Annotated in this window: 14 protein-coding genes; 4 read left to right on the forward strand and 10 right to left on the reverse strand. The window is 65.2% G+C overall.

What is annotated here, in order from left to right; genetic code table 11:
* Window positions 1-479 precede the first annotated feature (479 nt).
* Window positions 480-1691: a tyrosine--tRNA ligase gene (gene tyrS / locus VG543_RS15930; RefSeq protein ID WP_021203122.1), complete on the reverse strand. Its 1212-nt coding sequence runs from the start codon at window positions 1689-1691 to the stop codon at window positions 480-482.
* Window positions 1692-1858: 167 nt separating this feature from the next.
* On the opposite strand from tyrS, the gene VG543_RS15935 reads away from it, so the two are divergent.
* Window positions 1859-3331, forward strand: a complete 1473-nt coding sequence (locus VG543_RS15935; RefSeq protein WP_346470144.1) for a M23 family metallopeptidase — start codon at window positions 1859-1861, stop codon at window positions 3329-3331.
* Window positions 3332-3396: 65 nt separating this feature from the next.
* Complete coding sequence (locus tag VG543_RS15940; RefSeq protein ID WP_164144508.1) at window positions 3397-4524, forward strand: anhydro-N-acetylmuramic acid kinase; 1128 nt, start codon at window positions 3397-3399, stop codon at window positions 4522-4524.
* A gap of 79 nt (window positions 4525-4603) precedes the next feature.
* On the opposite strand, the gene VG543_RS15945 is transcribed toward VG543_RS15940, so the two are convergent.
* From VG543_RS15945 to VG543_RS15955, 3 genes are all read right to left on the reverse strand, one after another.
* Window positions 4604-4834, reverse strand: coding sequence for a hypothetical protein (locus tag VG543_RS15945; protein ID WP_005407775.1), 231 nt, complete (start codon window positions 4832-4834; stop codon window positions 4604-4606).
* 77 nt (window positions 4835-4911) lie between these two features.
* Entirely contained in the window at window positions 4912-6285 is a 1374-nt protein-coding gene (locus VG543_RS15950) for an AmpG family muropeptide MFS transporter (RefSeq protein WP_423178823.1), read from the reverse strand.
* Complete coding sequence (locus VG543_RS15955) at window positions 6282-7088, reverse strand: exodeoxyribonuclease III (protein ID WP_423178822.1); 807 nt, start codon at window positions 7086-7088, stop codon at window positions 6282-6284. The genes VG543_RS15950 and VG543_RS15955 overlap by 4 nt, the downstream gene beginning before the upstream one ends.
* Before the next feature lie 221 nt (window positions 7089-7309).
* Here VG543_RS15955 and VG543_RS15960 point away from each other — a divergent pair, with 221 nt between their 5' ends.
* The gene (locus VG543_RS15960; RefSeq protein WP_423178821.1) at window positions 7310-7912 is read left to right on the forward strand and encodes a hypothetical protein; all 603 of its coding nucleotides are present in this window, start codon (window positions 7310-7312) and stop codon (window positions 7910-7912) included.
* Window positions 7913-7955: 43 nt separating this feature from the next.
* Here the strand turns inward: VG543_RS15960 and VG543_RS15965 are convergent, their stop codons facing one another.
* Both VG543_RS15965 and VG543_RS15970 read right to left on the reverse strand, forming a co-directional pair.
* Window positions 7956-8240 carry a hypothetical protein gene (locus VG543_RS15965; RefSeq protein ID WP_021203825.1) on the reverse strand — a complete coding sequence of 95 codons (285 nt, stop codon included), beginning with the start codon at window positions 8238-8240 and terminating at the stop codon, window positions 7956-7958.
* 223 nt (window positions 8241-8463) lie between these two features.
* The gene (locus VG543_RS15970; protein WP_423178820.1) at window positions 8464-8913 is read right to left on the reverse strand and encodes a BLUF domain-containing protein; all 450 of its coding nucleotides are present in this window, start codon (window positions 8911-8913) and stop codon (window positions 8464-8466) included.
* Between the two features lie 73 nt (window positions 8914-8986).
* On the opposite strand from VG543_RS15970, the gene VG543_RS15975 reads away from it, so the two are divergent.
* Window positions 8987-9352 carry a hypothetical protein gene (locus tag VG543_RS15975; RefSeq protein WP_423181121.1) on the forward strand — a complete coding sequence of 122 codons (366 nt, stop codon included), beginning with the start codon at window positions 8987-8989 and terminating at the stop codon, window positions 9350-9352.
* Window positions 9353-9362: 10 nt separating this feature from the next.
* Here the strand turns inward: VG543_RS15975 and VG543_RS15980 are convergent, their stop codons facing one another.
* From VG543_RS15980 to VG543_RS15995, 4 genes are read right to left on the reverse strand one after another with little or no spacing between them, the layout of a single operon-like run.
* Window positions 9363-10295, reverse strand: a complete 933-nt coding sequence (locus tag VG543_RS15980) for an SOS response-associated peptidase family protein (RefSeq protein WP_423178827.1) — start codon at window positions 10293-10295, stop codon at window positions 9363-9365.
* Between the two features lie 48 nt (window positions 10296-10343).
* On the reverse strand, window positions 10344-10988 hold the full coding sequence (locus VG543_RS15985) for a hypothetical protein (protein ID WP_021203818.1): 645 nt from the start codon (window positions 10986-10988) through the stop codon (window positions 10344-10346).
* A 40-nt stretch (window positions 10989-11028) separates the two neighbouring features.
* Window positions 11029-11328, reverse strand: coding sequence for a hypothetical protein (locus VG543_RS15990; protein ID WP_423178819.1), 300 nt, complete (start codon window positions 11326-11328; stop codon window positions 11029-11031).
* A 51-nt stretch (window positions 11329-11379) separates the two neighbouring features.
* A complete protein-coding gene (locus VG543_RS15995; RefSeq protein ID WP_423178818.1) occupies window positions 11380-15711 on the reverse strand; it encodes a hypothetical protein in 4332 nt (1443 codons plus the stop codon).
* Between the last annotated feature and the right edge of the window lie 2 nt (window positions 15712-15713).

Here is a 15713-nt window from a genome sequence, read left to right on the forward strand (position 1 = left end):
ATTGATGCTGGCAACGTATCGCTTGCTTTAAAACAATTAATAGTTGCTTGATCAAACGTCTGCAAGATGGACAATCATCCTTCCTGCAGGCGCCTTCACAAGATACCTGCGCATACTTTCAAAGATCCGGGGAAGTGGCCTCAGCGCCGTTCCCGTGTGCTGCGAAGTTTCCTTCGTAGCGAGCCGCCCATTATGCCAGACTTTTTCAGTCCGTCAACACCTTCGTTCGATCATCTCGTCCGGCGGTGGTGGGCGCCCTGTTGTCGCTGAAGCCCCTTGGCGGCGACCCCTGCGACGGGGGAGGAGAAGTATGTCCCCATTCCCATCATTTGTGAAGGGGGTGTGGCGATTTTTTTCACCGGATGTTGCATCTGTTCATGCGCCGCGCTGCGGTAGGAACCCGTGAAGAGCAGCCGAGCGTGGGCTTGGCTCTACAAGAGCATAAGGAAGGGCCGGCTGGCGCCGGCCCTTCCTTGATGTCAGCCAGCGATCAGGCGTACGCGGGCGAAGGTGCGCTTGCCTACCTGCAGCAGGCCTTCGAAGCCCGGCTGCAGCACCTGCTGGCCGTCTTCGACCACTTCGCCATCCACCTTCACCGCACGCTCCTTGAGCTTGCGGTTCGCTTCGGAGTTGCTCGGAGTCAGGCCGGCCGCGGTCAGCAACGCGGCGATGCGCAGGCCCTCGGCCGGAATCGCCACCTCCTGCAGCGGCAGCTGGGTGATGTCGCCCTGCCCGGTCACCGCCGCTTCCCAACCGGCGATCGCCTGTTCGGCCGCCGCGGCGTCATGGAAGCGGGTGGCCAGTTCACGCGCCAGGCGCAGCTTGACCACGCGCGGGTTCAGGCCGCCATTGGCCACCTGCTCGCGCAGCTGCACGGCCTCGGCCTGGCCGATGTCGAAGGACAGCAGCTCGATCCAGCGCCACATCAGGGTGTCGTCCACCTTCATTGTCTTGGTGACGATGTCGATGGCCGGCTCGCTGATGCCAATGTAGTTGCCCAGCGACTTGGACATCTTGTTGACGCCGTCCAGGCCTTCCAGCAGCGGCATGGTCAGCACCACCTGCGGCTTCTGGCCGTGGTGTTCCTGCAGGCCACGGCCCATCAGCAGGTTGAACTTCTGGTCGGTGCCGCCGAGTTCGACGTCGGCCTCCAGGGCCACCGAGTCGTAGCCCTGCACCAGCGGGTACAGGAACTCATGGATGGCGATGGACTGCTGGGCGGCATAGCGCTTGGCGAAATCGTCGCGCTCGAGCATGCGCGCCACGGTGTGCTGGCCGGCCAGACGGATCATGTCGGCCGCGCCCATCTTGCCGAACCACTCCGAGTTGAAGCGGACTTCGGTACGGCTGCGGTCCAGCACCTTGAAGACCTGCTCCTCGTAGGTGCGGGCGTTGGCCAGCACATCGTCGCGGCTGAGCGGCTTGCGGGTCAGGCTCTTGCCGGAAGGGTCGCCGATCATGCCGGTGAAGTCGCCGATCAGGAAAATGACCTGGTGGCCGAGGTCCTGGAACTGGCGCATCTTGTTCAGCAGCACCGTATGGCCCAGGTGCAGGTCGGGGGCGGTGGGGTCGAAGCCGGCCTTGATCCGTAGCGGGCGGCCTTCCTGCAGGCGCGCACGCAGATCCTCGAGCTTGAGGATCTCGTCGGCACCGCGGCCGATCAGGGCAAGGGCTTCTTCAATCGAGGACACGTGACTACTCCCGGCAACGCCGATTCTTGTGTGGGGTGTTAAAGCAAAGTTAACCCGATTGGCTTCACAAAAGCCAATGGGCACAAGGGTTTGACGCGCTTTTATCAGGTGTCTATGGTAACCGGCGATCAGGCCCGCGCTCCCGGGCTGCAAGGAAAGAACCGCCGATGCACAACTCCGAACAAGGGCGCGCACGCAAGCAGCGCTTCCAGGAACGCCTCCACGTCCTGCACGACAACGCCCTGCATCGGAAGCTCAGGCAACACCTTCCCGCGGCCTTCAATGAGCGCTGGACCCGCCGCCACTGGGTGCATGCCAGCCTGTTTGCCACCATCGGCGCCCTGGTGGCGACGATCGTGCCGGGCTTCTCGCACACCATCGACGCCCCCTTTGCCGACAGCCATACCAGCCTGGCACTGCCGTTGCCGCCGCTGACCATGGCCCGCCAGCAGCAGGTGCCGGGCGACAGCTGGCAGGTGCTGCGCGTGCAGCGTGGCCAGACCCTGAGCGACCTGTTCGACAAGGCCGGCATTCCGGCCACCACCCTGCACCGGGTACTGGACCACCCGGGGGCGCGCGAGGCGCTGACCAAGCTGCGCCCCGGTGCCGAGATAGCCTTCGACATGCCGCTGTCCGGCGACCTGCGCAGCATCCGTTTCGACCGCGATGCCGACAACCGGGTGGAACTGAGCCTGGTTGGCGATGACATCAAGGAGAAGGTGACCCGACGCGAGACCTCCACGCGCACCGTGGTCACCAGCGGCGAGATCACCAGTTCGCTGTATGCCGCGGCCCGGCGGGCCGGGCTGTCGCCCTCGGCGATCGCGACGATGACCGACGAGATCTTCAAGTACGACATCGACTTCTCCAAGGACCTGCAGCCGGGCGACCGCTTCAGCGTGGTGATGGATGAAACCTGGCGCGAAGGCGAGAAGGTGGACACCAGCAAGATCCTGGCAGCGACCTTCACCACCGGCGGCAAGACCTATTCCGGCTTCCGTTTCGACCGCAACGGCAAGGCCGAGTACTACGACATCAACGGCCGTTCGTTGAAGAAGAGCTTCATCCGCATGCCGATTCCGTTCGCGCGGCTGAGCTCGACCTTCGGCGCGCGCAAGCACCCGGTGCTGGGCAAGATGCGCATGCACAAGGGGGTGGACTACGCCGCGCGCACGGGCACCCCGATCATGGCCGCCGGCGACGCCCGCGTGCAGTTCGCCGGCGTGCAGCGCGGCTATGGCAACGTGGTGATCCTCGATCACGGCCGCGGCCATACCACCCTGTACGGGCACATGTCGCGCTTTGCGAACATCAGGACCGGCCAGCGCGTGGCCCAGGGCACGGTGATCGGCTACGTCGGCTCGACCGGCCTGGCGACCGGGCCGCACCTGCACTACGAATTCCGCGTCAACGGCGAACACCGCAACCCGCTGACCGTGACCATGCCGCCGCCGGAGCCGCTGAAGGGCGCCGAGCTGGTCGCCTTCCGCGCGCAGACCGCGCCAGCGATGGCCCGCATCCAGGGCATGGAGAAGCTGATCTACGCCGATGCCAGCCCGGCACCGACCAGCCGCGACGAGGCCGCCACCGAGGTGGCCAGCGCCAAGGACAAGCAGGCAACCGGCCGCAAACGCGGCTGAGCCCCTTCGTTGACGAAGAAGGACGCGGCAGCACAAGCTTGCCGCGTCCTTTTTTTATGCCTGCCATGAACACACCTGCCGACGCTGACGCCCCCCTGTATCTTGGCCTGATGTCGGGCACCAGCGCCGACGGCATCGATGCCGCGCTGGTGCAGTTTCCCGCGGGCGGTGGCTGCCGCTTCGTGCACGGCCTGACCGCACGCTGGGAACCGGTGCTGCGCGCGCGGCTGGTGGCGCTGGGCGAAGGTGGCCCGTTGGATTCGCTGGAGGAGCTGGGCGAACTGGACGCGCGGATTGCGATCAACTTCGCCGAGGCCGCCAACCAGCTGCTGGCCGAAGCCGGCGTGGACCGCAGCCAGGTGCGCGCGATCGGCTCGCACGGCCAGACCGTGCGACACCGCCCGCTGGCCGATCCGGCGTTCACTGTGCAGCTGGGCGACGGCAACCGCATCGCCGAACTGACCGGAATCACCACAGTATCCGACTTCCGCCGTCGCGACGTAGCGGCCGGGGGGCATGGTGCGCCGCTGATGCCGGCTTTCCACCTGGGCATGCTGGGTGCGGCCGATGAAGACCGCGCGGTGCTCAACCTGGGCGGCATCGCCAACCTGACCCTGATCCCGCGCGAAGGCGCGGTGCGTGGCTTCGATACCGGCCCGGCCAACGCGTTGATGGATGCCTGGTGCCAGCGCCATACCGGCCGCACCTTTGATGCCGACGGCGCCTACGCCGCCAGCGGCGCGGTGGACGAGGGCCTGCTTGCCGGCTGGCGTTCGGACCCGTGGTTCGCGCTGCCGCCGCCGAAGAGCACCGGGCGCGAGCAGTTCCACCTGACCTGGGCCGAGGCGCACATGGGGGAAGGCCAGTACGCCGCCGCCGATGTGCAGGCCACCCTGCTGGAGCTGACCGTGGCAACCGTGGCCGATGCGCTGCTGACGCAGCAGCCGCAGACCCGGCGCCTGCTGGTCTGTGGCGGCGGGGTACGCAACCGGCAGCTGATGACGCGCCTGGCGGCGCGGCTGCCGGGAGTGCAGGTGGAGTCCAGCGCGGTACACGGGCTGGACCCGGAATACGTGGAGGCGATGGGTTTTGCGTGGCTGGCGCAGCGGACCATGGAGGGACTGGCCGGCAACCTGCCGAGCGTGACCGGGGCCAAGGGGCCGCGGATCCTGGGGGCGATCCACCTGGCGTGAGGTGGCGCCATACACGCATGGCGTGGCTCTACCGGGCAGCCGCGCGTGGGCTCGGCTCTACAGCATTGCGGCGCGGCCGCTAATCGAAGCCCTGCCCTGCCGGCAGGGCCTGCAGGGCGGCGATGGCGTCGGAGAGTGCGTCCACTTCGGGATCGCCGAAGCCGGAGCGGACCTCCAGTTCACTGCTGAACAGGCCCTGCTCCAGCAAGGCGGCGCAGGTCTGTTCGTGAGTCCAGCCGCGGGCGACCGCGACGCGTTTGATGCGTTCCAGCAGCAGCGGGTCCAGGTCCCGCAGCACAACGTCGGCCATGCTCGCTTCCCCGTTCGCAAGGCACCGCCCCCTCGGCGCGTCGGGGCGATGATCCCGCAGACCGGACGGGCAGGCAATCAGGTCGAGCTGGCGGCCTGGCGACGACGCTGCTGCAGGATCAGCAGGGCGCACAGGATCACCACCGGGATCGCCACCAGCGCGGTACCGACGAAGAACAGCGCGTAGCCTTCCAGCAGCGTCCGGCCTTGTGCGAGCGCCTGTACCGACCACCCCGAGAGCCCCTTGAGCGCCTTGCCGGGCATCGCGTAGAACGAACTCAGCAGCGCGTACTGGGTTGCCGTGTATCCGATGCTGGTCAGGCTCGACATATAGGCGATCAGCGCCGTACCGGCGAAACCGCTGGCGAAGTTGTCGATGGCCATGGCCACGGCGAAATGGGTTGTGTCCGGGCCGGAATAGGCCAGCCAGGCAAACGCCAGGTTGGAGGCCGGCCCCAGCACGGCGCCCACCATCAGCGCCGCCAGCACGCCCCAGCGCACCGAAACCAGGCCCGCCGCAGCAATGCCGACGAAGGTCGCGACCAGGCCCACCGAGCCACGCACGGCGCCCACGGTGTCCTCGTCCAGGCCGAGATCGACATAGAAGGGGTTGGCCATCGGCCCCATGACGAAGTCGGCCATGCGATAGATGCTGATGGCCACCAGGATCAGGATCGCGCCGCTGCGGTGTTCGCGGACGAAGGCGATGAACGGCCCGGCCACGGCGTCGAACAGACCGCGTGGCGTCCACAGCGAGGTCGCCTGTGCCTGCACGGCAGCCACTTCCCGCGCGGGCTCGCGGGCCATGAGCACGGCCACCACGCCAAGCGCCATCAGCACGGCCATGATCTCGTAGGAGACCTGCCAGCCGACACGGGCCGCGATGATCAGGATCAGCGCATCGGTGACCAGCAAGGCAGTGCGGTAGCCCAGCGCCGAGGATGAGGTCAGCAGGCCGAGCTGCTCGCTGTTGTCAGCGCTTTCGATGCGCCAGGCATCGATGACGATGTCCTGGGTGGCCGAAGCAAACGCCACGATCACGGCCATCACGCCGAATACGACGATGTGCTGCCAGTCGACACCCAGGAACTGGATCTGGCCGCCCTTGGGCTGGACCAGTGCCATGCCGACCAGCCCCACCACCACGACCAGCTGCGACAGCAGCATCCAGCCGCAGCGGCGGCCGAAACGACCGAACAGAGGCACGTCGGTCTTGTCGACGATCGGCGCCCACAGGAACTTCATGGTGTAGGCCAACCCGACCCATGACAGGAAACCGATCGTGCTCAGCTCGATGCCTTCCTTGCGCATCCAGAAGCCGAGCGTGTTGCCCACCAGATAGATGGGCAGGCCCGAACTGAAACCGAGCAGCAGCATCGCCAGCACCTTGCGCTGGCTCAGGTTGGACAACACCTGCTGCCACGGTCGGCGCGGCTTGGCGGCCTCGGTCACAGGTCGTAGTCCACGGTGAACGGGGCGTGGTCGGAGAAGCGCTCGTCGCGGTAGATCGAACAGCTACGCAGTTTGTCGCGCAGGCCCGGGGTGATGAACTGGTAGTCGATACGCCAACCGACATTGTTGGCACGGGCGGCGCCGCGGTTGCTCCACCAGGTGTAATCCTCGCCGGTGGGGTTGAGCAGGCGGTAGGCATCGGCCCAGCCACGGCCGGCGGCGACATCGGTGGCCTGGCCATGGTCGGCGCACAGGGCGTTGAGCCAGTCGCGCTCCTCCGGCAGGCAGCCGGAATTCTTCTGGTTGGACTTCCAGTTCTTGATGTCCAGCGCCGAACGCACGATGTTCCAGTCGCCGCACAGCACGTAGTCGCGGCCGCTGCGCGCCCACTCCTCCAGGATCGGCCGCAGCCATTCCATCACTTCGAACTTGAAGCCCTGGCGCAGGTCGCCCGAGCTGCCGGACGGGATGTAGAAGGAGACCACGCTGAGGTTGCCGTAGCGTGCCTCGATATAGCGGCCTTCGTCGTCGAACGGGACCCAGCCCAGCGAGGTGATGACCTGGTCCGGTTCGCGCTTGCTGTAGATCGCCACGCCGCTGTAGCCCTTCTTGGTGATGGCATCGCGATAGAAGCAGTGGTGCCCGTCCGGACGGAACATCGGGTCGGTCAGCTGGTCTTCCTGGGCCTTGGTCTCCTGGATGCACAGGACGTCGGCGTCCTGGGCACGGAACCAGTCGAGGAAGCCCTTGGTCGCGGCGGAACGGATGCCATTGGCGTTGAAACTGATGATGCGAAAAGTCACAGCAACCTATTGTTCTTAAAGGAGGTCTATGGAGCTTCGTGCCTTCCGTACCAACACCAGTACCAACTATTTCAGGCGCTGCGTACCAACACATTGCGTCGGTAAGCCTACTTCCCACGAGCGCGCAGTGCCATACGCTCGCATGGCGATCGAGGACATGCGTGAACCCGCCTGGACTATGATCCGCCGATCAGACTTCCGAACCAATACGAGGGAACGAGATGGCAACAGAGGACGAGCCGGCGCCGGATTGGCTGAGCGGCGAAGGGCCTTGGTGGCTGACTGGATACACGTGGCCGGTTCTACCCGGCGTCAGCTGGCAGCCTGACCATTGGTGGCGCTACGCCAGCGGCTTCAGGGAGGCCGGGGACAGGCTTCTGAGCACCGTCCTCAATGATGGGCGGCGAGATGGCCTCGATATCCTGGTGATGCCGACGCTCTTCCTGTACCGCCACTACATCGAGCTAGCCCTGAAGGCCGCGGAGAGATCCATTGCTCAGTACCTGGGCGACGAACCTCCCACAAGCAAGAGGCCAGACCACGTTCTGCTGGAGCGCTGGGATCGAACATTCGAGAGTCTCGCAAGGCTACCAGGCGGCGAAGCACACAGGTTCCCGGAAGCCGACCGGGTCATAAGGGAGTTGGACCAGCATGATCGGCAGTCATTTGCCTTCCGCTACCCAGAGTCGCTCAAGGGCGAGCCCCATGCCCAGGCACTGCCATGGGTGAACTATGCCCGTCTGGATGAGGCGATGACGCACGTAAAGGAGGCGATCGACTACTTGGACGGCAGCATTTCATACGCCAACGACTGCCGGCCCTGAACAACCCGACGTCCATACCGTCCGCGCGGGCGTGCGGATCGCCCTACCCCATCCAGCCGAACGGCGGTTTCAGGTCGGCCTTGGCCAGCCGGTTGCCGCGGACCTTCTCCTGCCAGGCCAGGATAGTGGCCACATCCTCCCGCAGCCTGGCCTCGTGCCTGGTCACCCACAGTTCGGCCCCCACGCGGCCCTGCTCGTAGCTGCTGCACACGCGGAACGGACCGCCCGGGCCATGCCGATGCCGGTCCAGCGAGGCAATCCAGATGCCGTCGTTCACCCGACGGATCATGGCCACCACCCAGACGCTGTGGCAGGCGATCACGGTCAACGGGTCATCCGGGAGGCTTGCAGACCGAGTTGTCCAGCGAAAGTCAGGGGGCAGCGTCATGGCCGGCAGCATACGGCCGGTCGTCGCAAAGGCCGCGATCGCGTTGCCGGCCTGCCTGAATCGTTTGGGGAACGAGTTGTTAAGCGCTGCACCGGCGATTTGACGAAATCGTCAATTTGACCGAATTGCGGGGGTCGAGCCGGGCTCGCCCCCCGCACGTCCCTCAGGCAGCAAGGGCATATGGCTCGACCAACCCCGCCAAGAGATCCATAGCCGTCGGGTTAGGGTCTTCGGCGTCACCGCGCTGGTTGAACCTGGTCCAGTCTGCGCGGGCCAATCGCCGCAGCTCGTCCGATTCAACGGGTAGCCACTTCGTCGGCCAGAACGGCAGCCGACGCTGCCCCACCCTGCCCCTCTGCAGCTCGACAATACCGTTGTGGCTGCTGGCGCCAAGCACGCGGGAATAGGCCACTGACAGCCCGTCCTCGGGACCCTCCAAGTACTGGAGGAAGCGCTCGCCGTCGAAGAGAAGCACCCCCGTGACTCCAGCATCTCGGTTGAACCGGGCCGCGTCGTCCACAATCTGATCGAGCTTTCCATTGGACAGGCCCAGCTTGTCGCCGGCGATCTCCACGTCGGCGCCGCTCACGTACACGACTGCCTGGATAGGCATAGCCCACCTCCTTGATGAGCAGTAAACCGTAGCAGCCCTTAGCGAACGCGAGGGTGAGGATCAGCGCCGCGTGATGAACAGTTCATCGGCATCTGCAAATGAACAGGGCGACCCGTCACCCGGCCAACGCGACGGACCGCGCAAGATCGCGCCGACTTTGGAGGTTGCGGCTATGCCTGACACAGGAATGTTCTACGTGCTGGATATAGATGCGGTGCTCGATGAACAGGGGCGCATCGCATGCATCACGAGCCTGACCGTGCAATGCCCGCGCTGTACTCACGTCACACGCTCCGCGGGAGCGGACCTCGAGTCAACGCGCGGCGGCACCGTTCTGGCCTGTGGAAAGTGCGGCGCACGGCAGATGGTCAGCAATGCGCGCTTGGTCGAGTGTGATCACATCCTCAGTGACGGCGGTCCCGCTCCCCGCGCAGCTTGACCTTGGCCGCCTAAGCCGCCAGCCGGTGCTCGTAGAACGGGTGCCGCTTGTCATCGAAGATCCGGTAGAGCGCACCCAGATCGGATGGATCCGGGTTGAGCCAGGCATCCACGTGCTCGGGCTTGATGTTGATGATGGTCCGGTCGTGGCCGGCGGCGGCCACCTCGGGCTCGGGTTCGTCAGTGATGGCGGCGAACGACAGCAGATCCGGCTCTTTGCCGGCCGGATCCTCCCAGTGCGACCACAGGCACGCCACCAGCATCGGCTCGCCCGTGCGCGGGGTGAACTGCACCACCTGGTTCTTCCCGTCCGGCCCCTCGACGTTCTCGTAGAACGTGTCGACCACCATCAGGCCGTGGGTTTGTCCGAACGCCGGCGCCCAGAACTTCTCCAGGCTGTCGCGGCGAGCGTTGTAGGTGCCGGGAAAGCGCTGGTCGTAGTTGGCCGGCTTCCCCGCCAGGCGGCACTGGTAGCGCATCGGCTTGATGACCAGCTTTCCGCCCTCGGAGACGATCACCGGGGCATAGACGCCAGGGAAGATGCGACTGTCGCGGTCCTTGGGCTCGGTGCGCTTCAGGTCGGCCAGCTTGGCCAGGGCCCGCTCGATCTTGTTGCCGGCAATCCGCACGTCCTCGCGGGCCTTCTTCGTCTCCTTCACCTGCAGCGAGCGCTCAGCGTCAGCCAGCCGCTTGCGGTTGGCGAACAGCTCCTGCTCCAGTATCGCGGCCTCGGCCCGGTTCCACTGCTCAACCTCAGCCCACACCGCCAGCTCCGCCGGGCTCGTCCCGGCCCGGAACGCATCGTCCATCGCCTTCGGGGTCTTGGGCCGCTTCTTGCCCGGGTCGTGGGCGTAGAGCGCTGCGAACTCCTGCAGCGACAGCGTGGCGCCGGTCATCCGGACCAGCTTCTGATAGGCGGCGGTGATCTGGGCGGAATAGCACATGAGCGCAATCTGACACGCCCCGTCGTTCATTCACCGTGACGCTGCAGCTTAGTGGCCGGTCACGTCGATCAGCACGAAGTGGCCGGATGCACTGAACTGTGTGGCGTTGTCGGACTGCGGGATCAGGGCAGTCGCCCCGGCATAGTAAAAGCGTCCCGACCCCGCTGCGCCCGTTCCATCGCCCTGCGGCCCGGTCAAGCGGAAGCCCACGCCACGCTCAATCCGCTGACACGAACGAGACGAGATCACAGCGTAGCGCCGACCAGCCGGGACCTGAACGTACGCACCCTCGGCCGCCCCGAACGGGGCAGTTGTCACGCCTACGATCCGAAGGGGCTTTGCCCAAGAAGCAAAAGCCAGCTCGCCGGTGTGCTCTCGGTACACCTCGATGCCGGTCTTGCCCGGCGTTCCAGTCACAACCGAGTCGTATACCCACACCGTGCCGAACACAAACGATGAACCTGTGTAGGCTGACACGCGCCAGTTGTTGCCGCCGAGATTCGTCAGAATCACGCTGAGCCCGAAGTTGTTGTTCGGACCCGTGACGGCAACCACCGGGCTCTTGGCCTGGAAGTCACGCGTGACGTACCGGGTTACTACGATCCCCGACACCTGGTAGGCAACGGCGCCCGCCTCGTTGATATCGAACTTGTGGCGCAGGTGGAAGTTGAGCAGATCGCTGCGGACCTGCACTGTTCCAGATGGGGTGTACGCCTCAAAGCCTGCTGGCATATCAGTGCACTCCGTACAGCACAGTTGCAGGGACCAGGGAGAAGACTGGTTGCCCGTTGGCATCCACATCCGTTCCCCAGTAGACCCGGCCATCCGAGTACCAGACGGTTGGCGTGCGGCCAGGCTGCGCAGGCGGAGGCACCACGTAGAAGAGGAAGTCCCCTGGCGGCAGCGGCCCTACCCACGTCGAATTGCCGTGCACGGCGTCGGTCTGAACCGTGCCGATGAACAGCCCCAAGCGGGTCGTGTAATCAATCTCCAGTGACCCGTCGAGATTGAAGGTCTGGATGCCCGCAGGCATGCGCTCAACTCCTTTAATGATTGGCGGGAGGTTGTAGCCTCCCGCCCATTGCTATGCCCACCAGCCCATGCGCGTGGCGAGCTGCCCATTCGGGTAGTAGGTGCGCCAGTTCCCATCGCTGTACTCCGTACGCTGACCGGCGCCCGAAGACGACACCCTGAACATGTCGGCCACCACGTCGAAAGCACTGATGCCGTTGTTCGTCGCAAGCCTCACCCCCGCGACCTTGCCATCTGACCGAACGCTCACGTTCCAGGAAGCCTTCGATTCCATCCCGCCGATGTTGAACGCGCTCGGCCACGTCTGACCCGGCGTCGCCGCTTCCAGCTGCGGCTGCACGATGCGGATAAATCCTCCGGTCTCGCCAGGCCCCACCGAGTAAACAAAGTGCGGGCGAACCGCGACGGCGTCGCTTGGTGCCCTACCGCGAACCCAAAGCCGTGCATAGCCGGATAGAGTGTTACCGCCAGCTGGCAGCGGCTTCACCATAGGGCAGCGGGCCTCGCCGACACTATTGCCACTGGCGTTGAGGAACACCATCACCAGCTCTAGACCCCACATGCTCCCGCTACCATAGGTCGAGAATATGTAGTCCTTGCCAGCCTCGATCGGTACGTCCTGCTGCCACACCAGGGCGTTGCCGGCTCCGTTCGCACCCACGAAGATCAGCCCCCACATGCCCCACGGGATACCGCCGTCAGTGGTGAAGTGCGCCGCGTACTTCGCACCGATCCCGATGTTGCCAGGTGAGTACCATCCGTCCCAACCGTCAAAGCTGGTGAACCCAGCGTTGCGCAGTAAGTTGGGCGAGCCACCGGTGACCCCGATGCTCGCCTCCATCTGCTGCACCACCGTGGCGTCCGCTTTACCTCCGAGCGAGGTTTGGATGCCGGTGATCTGCTGCGCCTGCGACGCCTGCGTCTGACCCTGCTGCGTTACCTGCGTCTTCAGCTGGTTGAAGCCGCTGGCCGACACATCACCTACCTGCGTCTTCAGGCTCACCAGGTCCTGCGCAGTCGCATCCAGCTTGCTTCCCTGCTGGTTCACCGCCGTGGTGAGCCCGGCCGTCGCCGAAGCATTGGCGCTGATCAGTAGCTCGTCGGTCACGTCGTAGAACTCAATGCGATCGACAAGGACCGTTGCGTCGCCAGTTCCGCGGTTGGTGATCCAGACCTGGCTCATTACCTCAGTGCGAGCGTCGCCCACTGGGTGCTCCAGCACAAACCGCTGCCAGGCACTCGTGAGGTTCGGTGTGGTCTGGTCGTTGTTGCCCTCGCCTGTGGCATCCCGAGCCCGGCAGCGCGCGGTCAGCGTTGCACTACCGCCCACCACCTTGGCGACGACTACCGTACGCAGCTTGCGACCAGCGCGCCCCGTCTTCAGTGGAACCCAACGGCCGCCATTGGCGTAAACGAACGGCGAACCGGCTGCACCTGCCTTGTGCACCATCTGAATTGCGCTGCCCTGCTGTCCGCCACCAGAGACCCAGGTCACATCACCGTTCTGCTGATTGCTGTTCCCCTTGACGAACGGCGCCATGTCACCGTCGAACATCGCGTTGACGTTGAGGTTCTCGCCTCGGTTGAAGGATGCATTGAGCGTGCTGGACAGGACGGTCAGCTGCTCCGCCTGCGCCGCAGCCTTGTTCTCTGCGCCCGTAACACGGGTGGTCAGGCCGGTCACGGCATCTGCAGTGGCGTTGACCCCCTGCTGGGCGGTGTACGCGTCGGTTACATCGATGACGAACGCGTCGTCGTAGATCACGTCGCCGCTGGTCACCCCGCCGCGGATTGTGGCACGGACGATGAAGCTCCAAACGTCGTCCCCCACGGGCACGTACCCAGATAGTTTGGTCCATTCCGACCCCACGTTTTTTGCAGGAATCACCTGGACGTTCGGATAGGCCACCGTGCCATTGTTGCGGCGCACGGTGGCCTGCAGCCCGACAGTGCCGTCACCCGATCCGGTGGTCAGTGGGTTCGCGGGATCGTTGCGGACCCAGACTTCCGCGTAGAACACGCGGCTGCCGTTCGTACGGAACTCGATCAGGGACACGTCGCGGATCGCGCCCGTGGCGGTCAGGCTTAGAGCCTTGGTCCCGGAACGCGCGAACGTGTCCGTGATGCGCCCTATCCCATAGGCGTCACCCGCCTTACGCGTCTCAAAGCTCCCGTCCTGAATCAGGTTAGCGCCGCTGAGGATCGACGTAGACAGGTCACTCTGCAGCTTGGTGATGCTGGTCGAGGTGGAATCGATCTTGCCCTCGGCGGTAGTCACCCGGGTGGTCAGGTTCTGCAACGCGGATGCGTTGGCGTCCGTCTTGCCGGAAACGCTGGTCAGGTCGCTGCGAAGCGAAGTCAGCTGCCCAGCCTGGGAGGTGAGCGTGTCACCCAGCTGCGTCACGCTGGTGCTGAGGTCCGAGATCGCTTGGGCATTCGCCAGCAGCTCGGTCACTTCCTCCAGCACAACGTCGTCAACCCATAACGTACCAGCTGTGTGATCGCTGTTGACGTACACACGCAGTGCGCTGATGGTGGTTGCGGTGACGGTGGATTCCAGACGCGTCCACTCGGTACGATTGGCAGCGAACGCCAGCCCTGCGATCAGCCCATCATCCTGATTGGCGATACGAATCTTGCCGTTGCCGCTGGTCCCGTTGTACGCCGCATCGGTCTTGTAATAGGCGCTGATACGGTATTTCTTTCCTATTACGACCGGGATGTTGCGGTCCGTGGCACCGTTTGCGGTCATGCTGCGGCTACCGCTGGGTGCGGTGACCTTCAGGCACTTACCGTTTCGACCTTCAGCCACAATGCTGACGCCGCCCATGTTGCTGTACGACCAGCCCACGGTATTACCCTGATCCCAGCTGCCGTTCAGGACCATGTTGCTGCCCTGCGAGATCAGCGCCGGCAATGTGGCGTTGATCGTCGTGATCGACTGAGCCAGCGCGCTCGTGGTGGTGGCGGTCGCCTCCTGCAGCGCCGTAACCGATGCAGCAGTTGCCAGCGAACCGGCACCGGCCGGCATGCGGGCCTCCATCGTGCTGATGCGCTGCACCTGCGCCGAGTCCGCAGCCACACGGGCCTTCAGCTCCTCGTAGGCCAGCCCTGCAGTCAGCTGCAGCGGATCCGTTCCGGTGTAGTTGCCACGCATCTGAACGGCCAGCGTGTTGCGCTGGAGAGCCTCAGCGGCATCTGCGGTGATACGCGCTTGGGTTTCTTCCTGTACCAACGCCACCGACGCGCCGGGCTGCGGACGACCGACGGCGATGTAGTCGATCAGGTAGTAGTTGGCGACGGTCTGCGCCGCCCCCAGCTGCAGGCGAATCGCATCCACCGTGGCCGGCCACCACGCAATGTCCTGCACGTCGACGGTCGCCACGCCGTTCACGTCCCACGCCGGTTCCGGGATGGCCACACGCTTCTGCGTGTTCCATGCCTGGTCCGTGGTGGTGATCCACTGGAGGAATCCGTTCCACGTCGGCGAGCCAACGCGCTTCACGCGCAGCTTCACGAAGCGGTATGCGCTGCCGTCTACGGCCAAGGCCACCGGCGACTGCACCCAAGGCGCGGTGGCGTGGTTGGCGGGCCGCAGCCAGCCATCCACGAGGGTTGGCGCGCCGTTGCCCGTCCACCCTTCAATGGTCTGGTTGAACGGCCAGAGCTTGATGCTGTCGAACTGCGTCCCGCTGCCGGCCGCAACCTCCGACACCGCGCGCGCCAACGATTCGTCGGCGCTCTGCCGCAGCTGCTCCTCGCGGCTGATCGCTGCCTCGCGCGCCATCTTCTCGTTCAGGAGCGCATCGATCCGCGCCTGGGCCTCGGCGCTGATCGCCTGCATGGCTTCAGTCACGCCCTGCTGCCGCAGCAGCGCCTCGGCGACCAAGTCCTGTGCGGCCTGCGCCAGGCCGGCGGCGCGAGCAGCCGCCTCGTCTGCGATCGCTTGGATGCGGGCACTGATCTCCGCCGCCAGCTTGGCCTGCTGTTCGGCCAGGTCCTTCGAAGTGGTGGGCGGAACAACACCCACCACGGTTCCGGTGCCTGCCTTGCCGCGAACGGTCGGGGTGATCTGGAACCACCACGTCTTCCCGCTGCCGTCGCTGTAGACGTACCGCGTCTCGGTGGTGCGGTGGATCTCCGTCCAAGGGCCGTCCTGGCTCTCGCTGCGCGAGATGACGTAGATCACACCCTCCAGATCGACGGCGTCCCATTCGAGCACGACGCCGTCGGCTACCGGCGTGGGATTGACCCCGTTCGCCGGCGGCACGTCCGGCGCCTTGAAGGGCACCGGGAACCAGGTGGAAAAGCGCGGCGCCACCGGAGACGCGGACGGCAGCCCGCCCACGCCGATTTCTACCAGCGTGAGTTTCCTTGCTTGCATTG

It is taken from the genome of Stenotrophomonas sp. CASM101 (genome assembly GCF_049384845.1).
Taxonomy (GTDB): domain Bacteria; phylum Pseudomonadota; class Gammaproteobacteria; order Xanthomonadales; family Xanthomonadaceae; genus Stenotrophomonas; species Stenotrophomonas hibiscicola.